11 protein-coding genes are annotated in these 8171 nt (G+C 52.4%); 7 read left to right on the top strand and 4 right to left on the bottom strand.

Annotated features, from left to right (window positions below):
• Positions 1 to 206: 206 nt before the first annotated feature.
• Together E4Z61_RS24140 and E4Z61_RS11885 are read left to right on the top strand one after the other, a co-directional pair.
• Positions 207 to 740, top strand: a complete 534-nt coding sequence (locus E4Z61_RS24140; RefSeq protein ID WP_240703869.1) for a hypothetical protein — start codon at positions 207 to 209, stop codon at positions 738 to 740.
• Positions 740 to 964 carry a hypothetical protein gene (locus E4Z61_RS11885; RefSeq protein ID WP_135322944.1) on the top strand — a complete coding sequence of 75 codons (225 nt, stop codon included), beginning with the start codon at positions 740 to 742 and terminating at the stop codon, positions 962 to 964. Before E4Z61_RS24140 ends, E4Z61_RS11885 begins: the two co-directional genes overlap by 1 nt.
• Positions 965 to 1190: 226 nt before the next feature.
• On the opposite strand, the gene E4Z61_RS11880 is transcribed toward E4Z61_RS11885, so the two are convergent.
• A complete protein-coding gene (locus tag E4Z61_RS11880) occupies positions 1191 to 1439 on the bottom strand; it encodes a hypothetical protein (protein ID WP_135322943.1) in 249 nt (82 codons plus the stop codon).
• A 314-nt stretch (positions 1440 to 1753) separates the two neighbouring features.
• Here E4Z61_RS11880 and E4Z61_RS11875 point away from each other — a divergent pair, with 314 nt between their 5' ends.
• Positions 1754 to 1999, top strand: a complete 246-nt coding sequence (locus tag E4Z61_RS11875) for a YmjA family protein (protein ID WP_135322942.1) — start codon at positions 1754 to 1756, stop codon at positions 1997 to 1999.
• An 80-nt stretch (positions 2000 to 2079) separates the two neighbouring features.
• Positions 2080 to 2562 carry a cold-shock protein gene (locus tag E4Z61_RS11870; protein ID WP_135322941.1) on the top strand — a complete coding sequence of 161 codons (483 nt, stop codon included), beginning with the start codon at positions 2080 to 2082 and terminating at the stop codon, positions 2560 to 2562.
• 90 nt (positions 2563 to 2652) lie between these two features.
• On the opposite strand, the gene E4Z61_RS11865 is transcribed toward E4Z61_RS11870, so the two are convergent.
• The 3 genes from E4Z61_RS11865 to E4Z61_RS11855 form a co-directional block, all read right to left on the bottom strand.
• Positions 2653 to 3048: a VOC family protein gene (locus E4Z61_RS11865; RefSeq protein ID WP_135322940.1), complete on the bottom strand. Its 396-nt coding sequence runs from the start codon at positions 3046 to 3048 to the stop codon at positions 2653 to 2655.
• A gap of 25 nt (positions 3049 to 3073) precedes the next feature.
• Complete coding sequence (locus E4Z61_RS11860) at positions 3074 to 3370, bottom strand: putative quinol monooxygenase (RefSeq protein WP_135322939.1); 297 nt, start codon at positions 3368 to 3370, stop codon at positions 3074 to 3076.
• Positions 3371 to 3653: 283 nt separating this feature from the next.
• Positions 3654 to 4466 (bottom strand): DNA-binding transcriptional regulator, encoded by an 813-nt coding sequence (locus E4Z61_RS11855; RefSeq protein ID WP_135322938.1) that lies wholly within the window; start codon positions 4464 to 4466, stop codon positions 3654 to 3656.
• 190 nt (positions 4467 to 4656) lie between these two features.
• Here E4Z61_RS11855 and E4Z61_RS11850 point away from each other — a divergent pair, with 190 nt between their 5' ends.
• Genes E4Z61_RS11850 through mhpC form a run of 3 tightly spaced genes read left to right on the top strand, consistent with a single transcriptional unit; the run spans position 4657 to position 8162 of the window.
• Positions 4657 to 6321 carry a bifunctional 3-(3-hydroxy-phenyl)propionate/3-hydroxycinnamic acid hydroxylase gene (locus E4Z61_RS11850; RefSeq protein WP_135322937.1) on the top strand — a complete coding sequence of 555 codons (1665 nt, stop codon included), beginning with the start codon at positions 4657 to 4659 and terminating at the stop codon, positions 6319 to 6321.
• 1 nt (position 6322) lies between these two features.
• On the top strand, positions 6323 to 7267 hold the full coding sequence (mhpB, locus tag E4Z61_RS11845; protein ID WP_135322936.1) for a 2,3-dihydroxyphenylpropionate/2,3-dihydroxicinnamic acid 1,2-dioxygenase: 945 nt from the start codon (positions 6323 to 6325) through the stop codon (positions 7265 to 7267).
• A gap of 28 nt (positions 7268 to 7295) precedes the next feature.
• Positions 7296 to 8162 (top strand): 2-hydroxy-6-oxonona-2,4-dienedioate hydrolase, encoded by an 867-nt coding sequence (mhpC, locus tag E4Z61_RS11840; RefSeq protein WP_135322935.1) that lies wholly within the window; start codon positions 7296 to 7298, stop codon positions 8160 to 8162.
• The last annotated feature ends 9 nt before the right edge of the window (positions 8163 to 8171 follow it).

Genomic DNA, 8171 nt, shown 5'->3' with positions numbered 1-8171 from the left:
TGGCTGAGGCCTGTACTGGTGGTGGCGTCGCGTGTGTAACTTGGGAGGAGCTGATTCAGGGAGGAACGAATGTTGCTAATGACCAGCAATCAGGACAATTCAGACTGGATGAAAAACTGAAAGATCCCGATGCGGCAGCAATCGTAAATTATCTCAATCGTTCAGATCTTAAATTCCTAAAAGATAACATTACGGAAGGTGACCGTTTGCTGTCCGTAATAAGCGATCCAACTTCCTGGCCTGTTGCGGTAATGGGAGGTAAGGCCTTTATCACCAATGCAGTCAATAACACTAAAGAACAGCTTATAGCTGTGGGTGTTGGTGTTGGATTAGGGGCCGGTATTCAATACGGAACGACGGGAGAGGTGAAACTTTCAGATCTGATAGGAACCGGCCTGATTGGTGGGATTACTGCCGGTAAAGGTTATAATCCAACCGTGACATGGAATGCATTAGGTGGTTATTACCAGGCTCAAATCAGTGGTGATGATCCATTTATTGCATCTTTATTGAGTAAAGTAGGTGCTTCGGCTGGTTATGCTACGGGCAATGTTCTAAAAGTCCCATTTGATAAAAAATTAAACCCAATATCAAAGCAGTATGAATGGGTTCCTACTGGTGTTTGGACTATAACGAAACCAGCACCACAGCACCCGTTGCCATCAATAATGGGTAATGTCGGCGATTCTGCTATATCAGGTATGGTTCAGGATAAGCTGAAAGATAGTGGGGGTAAGTGATGAAAGATAGCACTAAGTCGTTACTTAACCTTTTATCCCTATGCTGCTCTTTGAGCTTGGCGTTGTTTGTCCTGACTGTGTTTGGCCGCTTATTAGGGGCATGGTTGGCTTGGGATGTGAATGATAGTTTTCCATTTTCATTAAAAGATTTAATTGTTTGTCTCAAATTAACTTGGATGGGAGTACCTGCTGGATTTATTTTTTGGTATTTTTATTATCGATGAGTCAGGGAAAACATTAAGTCTATATAGTTGTGGCGTGATAGACCTGAGCGTCACTTCAGTAGCATCTCCTAGTCAAAAACGCGCGTTGGGGCAAAAAGTTGCCGCGCCGTAAGTACAGCAGGCAAAAAGGGCTGTAACTGACGGAAAGCACAGAGAAAAATCGTTATCATCACAGCAATGTGCGCCGGATCGAGTTGTTGTTGAGAATAACTCGCTCATTGGTAACCTAGCTCGCGAAGCGGCGAAACAAGCTGCTGAATCCCTGTAAAATCAGTTTAGGGAAAAGCTGGGTGAAGGCAGAACTGTCCTGCGCTGATTCCGCTCGCGGGTGAATACTTGCCGTACCTGTCTGCATACTGTGCAGGGGGGGAAAGCGGTTTTTTGCATACCAGTTCGCGGTTTTGCGGCTCATCTGGTAAAACACCAGAAGCTGCTTAGGCAACGGCGGGTTCTGGCATAAAATTCGTGTCAGCAATAATCAACTCCTTGTAAGTTGCCCTGTGCTAATCGGAATAAAAGTGTTCGTGCACCGTTGTTCCGCGAATAAAAATATGAAATTCCTTTGCTACTACACTATTTAACCTATGACTATTATACCGTGTTAATAAAAATGTCGTCATTTAAAAATGGTATATTTATTAAATGCAAAGCGGCTCCGGGAAATAGTGTTAATATATGCAATGTGTTACAGCCAATAAAACAGTTCGCGAACCATGAAATAAGAATGCTATCATTCGCACCAGACGCGGCAGGAACCTGCTGGCACACGCATTCACCCCGGAGCACCTGATGAACAACGACATTCCGCTAAAATATTATGATATCGCCGACGAGTACGCGACCGAGGCCGCAAAGCCGGTGGGCGATGCAGAACGCGACGCGCTGGCGCACTACTTCCAGCAGCTGATTACCCGTTTGATGAACAACGAAGAGATCAGTGAAGAAGCGCAGCAGGAGATGGCAACCGTGGCAGGCGTCGACGCACAGCGTATCGACGATATCGCCGAGTTCCTCAATCGCTGGGGTAACGAGTAGCCAAAGACGTGGCCTATGTTTTACACTGCGCGCAAATTGAGTAGATATACTCTACGAGTATTAGGTTTAATCAGGCGGAAATAGCGATGAACGGAACAATCACAACGTGGTTTAAAGATAAAGGCTTTGGATTTATCAAAGATGAAAACGGCGATAACCGCTATTTTCATGTGATTAAGGTTGCTAATCCTGAGCTGATCAAGAAAGACGCGGCGGTGACCTTTGAGCCAACCACCAACAACAAAGGCCTGTCAGCCTACGCGGTGAAAGTCATACCAGACAGCAAATACATCTATATCGCAGGCGAGCGCCTGAAGCTCACGGCGATCAAGTCCTATCTGGTTTACAGCGAAGAAGTGCCGGTTGAGACTCGCATTGATAAAGAAAATGCGGTGCTGTCTGTGGGCGCGCTGATGAACAGCATCAAACCGAAGTCAGACGTGAAGCCTGGGGAAATGCGTTCGCTGAAAAAGCTGGCCATCACCACCTTCCAGGGTACGACGCTGATCTTCTCGGAAGATGAGATCGACATCGAGGAAACGGTGAAACTGCTTAAGGTCTGAAGCTCTTCGGACTGAATGAATACCGAAACTCTGCTCTTTTCTGAAGCGGGGTTTCGGTTTTTTTATGAGTCAAAAAACTAACGCTAGGGTTTAAGCCTTCTGTAATAAATCCCATCGATTGCCATAGAGATCCTCAAATACCACCACGGTACCATACTCTTCTTCTCTGGGAGCTTCGCAGAACTGAACACCGGCTGACTTCATTGCATTGTAATCACGCCAAAAATCATCGGTTTGCAGAAACAGGAATACGCGTCCGCCACATTGGTTACCGATGAACGCTTTCTGAGTCTCATTAGCGGCCCTGGAAAGTAACAAATGACAGTCACTGTCCGGGTTCGGTGATACCACAACCCAACGTTTTCCAGGCTGTGGAGTATCTTCAACCAGGGTAAAACCGAGCTTATTTATGTAATAATCAATAGCCCTGTCGTAATCATCGACAACAATCGAAATAAATCCCAGGCATTTTTTATGCGTTTTCAAGATGTTTCCCTGTATTAAGTTAATATTAGCGAGGGTTCACCACGTTATCCATAAGAATATAACGAGCTTCTTTGCGCGTGTATTGATCGATTAACGGCACAAGTCGCCGGAAATGCTCACTGGCACAATGTTCATCGAGAGCCGCGTGGTCTGGCCATTCTTCTATAAATATAAAATGCCCCGGATCTTTTTCATCAATATAGAGGTCATAAGCAAGACAGAGTGGTTCCTTTTTCGTTGCCGATATGAGCTCACGATACAAAGGGATAACGGTTTCAATACACTCAGGTTTGATAAAATCTTCGGCAATGACCTTTAACATGCAGCCTCCAGGCAAATAAACAATGCACACTATGTAATGAAGCTATCATTTGGGCAAGATGCCACAATGTTATATCGACAGGTGAGTAAGAGCCTATCCCATTAGGGCTATTTTGCTTGCCATTTCGAACCTGGGCAGTGCTCAGAATCCTCACGTACTCCGTGTACGCTCCGGTTCTTCCGCGCTGGCCATGTTCAAACTGCCTGCGCCAATAACGCCTACTGGGATAGGCTCTAAGTCTTCCCAACTATCAATCAGATGATCCGCATAACTGTGATCCACCTCACCTCCCTGCAACCAAAATCTCCTGCGACTCGACGCCTTCCTCTATCTGTTTTGCCACCTTTTGTAAGGCCGAAAGATGCTTTTCCGCAGCCTGTTCGATGGTCATCGCGCTGGCTATATACACCAGGTTCAGGCAGCCGATGACACGCTGTTCGCTGCGGATCGGCACGGCGATGGAGGCGATTTTCTCCTCCTGATCCCAGCCGCGAAAGTTCTGACCAAAACCGTCTTTACGCGCACGGGTCAAAATGGCGTCGAGCTTTAAGGGTTCGCGCGCCAACTGAAACTCTTCTCCCGGTCGTGATGCCAGTATTTCAATCAGTTCCTGACGCTCATTCTCCGGACAAAACGCCAGCCAGGTCAGGCCGGAGGCGGTTTTCAGCAGTGGTAATCGACGCCCGACCATCGCCCGGTGAAACGACAGGCGGCTGAAGCGGTGGGTGGTTTCACGCACGACCATGGCGTCCACGTCTAGTGTGGAAACGTCGGTCGGCCAGATGACCTCGCGTAGTAAATCTCCCAGCAGCGGGGCGGCCAGCGCAGAAATCCACTGCTCGTCACGAAACCCCTCACTAAGCTGGCGGACTTTAATGGTTAAGCGAAAGCTGTCATCGGACAGGCTGCGTCGGACGTAACCTTCATCCTGCAACGTTTCCAGCAGTCGCCTGACCGTCGTGCGGTGCAGGCCGCTCAGCTCTGCCAGCAGGCCAACGCTGGCCCCGCCGTCGAGCCGGTTTAACATATTTAATAACATTAATCCGCGCGTTAACCCACGCACGGTTTTGTACTCAGTACTGTCGTCATTTTTCATATTTATTGACAAATCTACAGGTAAAACAACGCTGTGCACTTAGTGCACATCCAGGCATGTTTTGATTGTAGCGTAAAAACGCACTCCTATACTGACCGCACAATAAAAAACATTCACATTTTTTTAACAAAACAGGTTGCGCCTCACCAGGGTCTGCAATTGCGTTTTGTCCGAGTCGTGAGGTTCTGAAATGACAACAATAAACCCGGATATCCAACCCGCCGTTCAGCACACCGTGCAGGTGGCCATTGCCGGTGCCGGTCCGGTGGGGCTGATGATGGCGAACTATCTCGGCCAGATGGGCATTGAGGTGCTGGTGGTGGAGAAGCTCGACACGCTGATCGACTATCCCCGCGCCATCGGTATTGACGATGAAGCGCTACGCACCATGCAGTCCGTCGGTCTGGTCGAGAATGTTTTGCCGCACACCACACCGTGGCACGCGATGCGCTTTCTTACCCCGAAAGGCCGCTGCTTTGCCGATATCCAGCCGATGACCGATGAATTTGGCTGGTCGCGCCGTAACGCGTTTATTCAGCCACAGGTGGACGCAGTGATGCTGGAAGGGCTGTCGCGTTTTCCTAACGTGCGCTGCCTGTTCTCCCGCGAACTGGAAGCCTTCAGCCAGCAAAACGGTGAAGTGACGCTGAATCTGAAAGCGCCGGACGGCCAACGTGAAACGGTGAAGGCCCAATGGCTGGTGGCCTGTGACGGCGGCGGCAGCAATGTCAGACGCTCGCTGAATGTGCCGTTCGAAGGCAAAACCGCGCCAAATCAGTGGATTGTGGTGGATATCGCCAACGATCCGCTCAGTACCCCGCATGTGTATCTGTGCTGCGATCCGGTGCGTCCGTATGTCTCCGCCGCGCTGCCGCACGCGGTGCGCCGTTTTGAATTTATGGTGATGCCAGGGGAAACCGAAGCGCAACTCAGTGAGCCGCAAAATATGCGCCAGTTGCTGAGTAAAGTGCTGCCGAACCCGGACAACGTCGAGCTGATCCGCCAGCGCGTGTATACCCATAACGCCCGTCTGGCCGAACGTTTTCGCATTGATCGCGTGCTGTTGGCGGGCGACGCGGCGCACATTATGCCGGTATGGCAGGGGCAGGGTTACAACAGCGGCATGCGTGATGCCTTCAACCTGGCGTGGAAGCTGGCGTTGGTGATCAACGGTAAAGCCGGTGATGCGCTGCTGGATACCTACCAGCAGGAACGCCGCGACCACGCCAAAGCGATGATTGATCTCTCCGTGACCGCAGGCAATGTGCTGGCACCGCCGAAACGCTGGCACGGCGCGGTGCGCGACGGGGTTTCCTGGCTGCTGAACTACATTCCGCCGATCAAGCGCTACTTCCTTGAAATGCGCTTTAAACCGATGCCGCAGTACCACACCGGGGCGCTGGTACATGAAGGCAACGCGAAAACCTCGCCCGTCGGCAAGATGTTTATCCAGCCGAAAGTGACGGTGGAAATGGGTGACGTGACGCTGCTCGATAACGTCATCGGGCCGAATTTTGCGGTGATTGGCTGGGGCTGTAATCCGCTGTGGGGCATGAGCGAGGCGCAAATCCAGCAGTGGCGCGCGCTTGGCACGCGGTTTATCCAGGTGGTGCCGGATACCCAGATTAATACCGAGCAGGATAACTATGACGGCGTGACTCGCATCGGCGATACACAAAACCGTCTGCGCGCGTGGTTTGCCCAACACAACGCCTCGCTGGTGGTGATGCGCCCGGACCGCTTTGTGGCCGCCATCGCCATTCCGCAAACTCTGGGCAGCACCCTGAATAAACTGGCGTCAGTGATGACGCTCACCCGCGCCAATGCCTCTGTTCCCGTTGAAAAGGTAGCCTGATATGCACGCTTATCTTCACTGTCTTTCCCATTCGCCGCTGGTGGGTTACGTCGACCCGGCGCAGGCCGTTCTCGACGAGGTCAACGGCGTGATCGCCAGCGCCCGGGCACGTATTGCGGCGTTCGACCCTGAACTGGTGGTGCTGTTTGCTCCTGATCACTACAACGGGTTTTTCTATGACGTGATGCCGCCGTTCTGTTTAGGCGTGGGGGCCACGGCGATCGGTGATTTCGGCAGCGCGGCGGGGGAACTGCCGGTGCCGACAGATCTCGCTGAAGCCTGCGCCCACGCGGTAATGAAAAGCGGTATCGATCTCGCCGTATCCTACAACATGCAGGTTGATCACGGCTTCGCGCAGCCGCTGGAGTTTTTGCTTGGCGGTCTGGACAAGGTGCCAGTGTTGCCGGTGTTTATTAACGGCGTCGCCACGCCGCTGCCGGGCTTTCAGCGTACCCGCATGCTCGGCGAAGCGATTGGCCGTTTCGCCAGCTCGCTGAATAAGCGCGTGCTGTTTTTAGGCTCCGGCGGGCTGTCGCACCAGCCGCCAGTACCGGAGCTGGCGAAGGCCGATGCTCACATGCGTGACCGCCTGCTCGGTAGCGGCAAACAGTTACCTGAAAACGAGCGTGAACTGCGCCAGCAGCGGGTGATCAGCGCCGCCGAGAAGTTTGTTGTCGATCAGAATTCGCTACATCCGCTCAATCCCGTCTGGGATAACCGCTTTATGACCCTGCTCGAACAGGGGCGTTTGCAGGAACTGGACGACGTCAGTAATGAAGAGCTGTCCGCGATGGCGGGCAAATCAACGCACGAAGTGAAAACTTGGGTTGCTGCCTTTGCCGCCATTTCTGCCTTTGGTAGCTGGCGCAGTGAAGGCCGTTATTATCGCCCGATCCCGGAGTGGATCGCCGGATTCGGCTCCCTGAGCGCCACTACACAGAACTGAAACAGAACTGAACATGCAGGAGAATATCATGACTTACCAACCGCAAACCGAAGCCGCCACCAGCCGTTTTCTTGAGGTGCAGGAAGCAGGCGAAACCCTACGTGTGCATTTCAACGACTGTGGGCAGGGCGAAGAGACCGTCGTGCTGCTGCACGGCTCAGGTCCGGGCGCGACGGGCTGGGCGAACTTCAGTCGCAATATCGATCCGCTGGTGGAGGCTGGATACCGGGTGATCCTGTTGGATTGTCCAGGCTGGGGCAAAAGCGATGGGATCGTTAACCGTGGTTCACGATCCGATCTTAACGCCCGCATTTTAAAAAACGTGGTCGATCAACTGGATATTCAGAAAATCCACCTGTTGGGCAACTCGATGGGTGGCCACAGTTCCGTAGCATTCACTCTGAGCTGGCCGGAGCGTGTGGGCAAGCTGGTGCTGATGGGCGGCGGGACGGGCGGTATGAGCCTGTTCACACCGATGCCGACCGAAGGCATCAAGCGACTGAATCAGCTGTACCGCGAGCCGACCATCGAGAACCTGAAGCTGATGATGGAGATCTTTGTCTTCGACACCAGCGATCTCACCGAAGCGCTGTTTGAAGCACGGCTGAATACCATGCTGTCACGCCGTGATCACCTGGAAAACTTTGTTCAGAGCCTGGAAGCCAACCCGAAACAGTTCCCGGACTTCGGCCCGCGCCTAGCGGAAATCAAAGCCCAGACCTTGATTGTCTGGGGGCGCAACGACCGCTTTGTGCCGATGGACGCCGGTCTGCGCCTGCTCTCCGGAATTGCCGGTTCTGAACTGCACATCTATCGCGACTGCGGGCACTGGGCGCAGTGGGAACATGCCGACGCCTTTAACCAACTGGTGTTGAACTTCCTCGCACGCCCTTAAGGAACGGAC

The organism is Citrobacter tructae, from assembly GCF_004684345.1.
Lineage (GTDB): Bacteria > Pseudomonadota > Gammaproteobacteria > Enterobacterales > Enterobacteriaceae > Citrobacter > Citrobacter tructae.
This window is presented reverse-complemented; position numbering and strand designations above follow the sequence as displayed.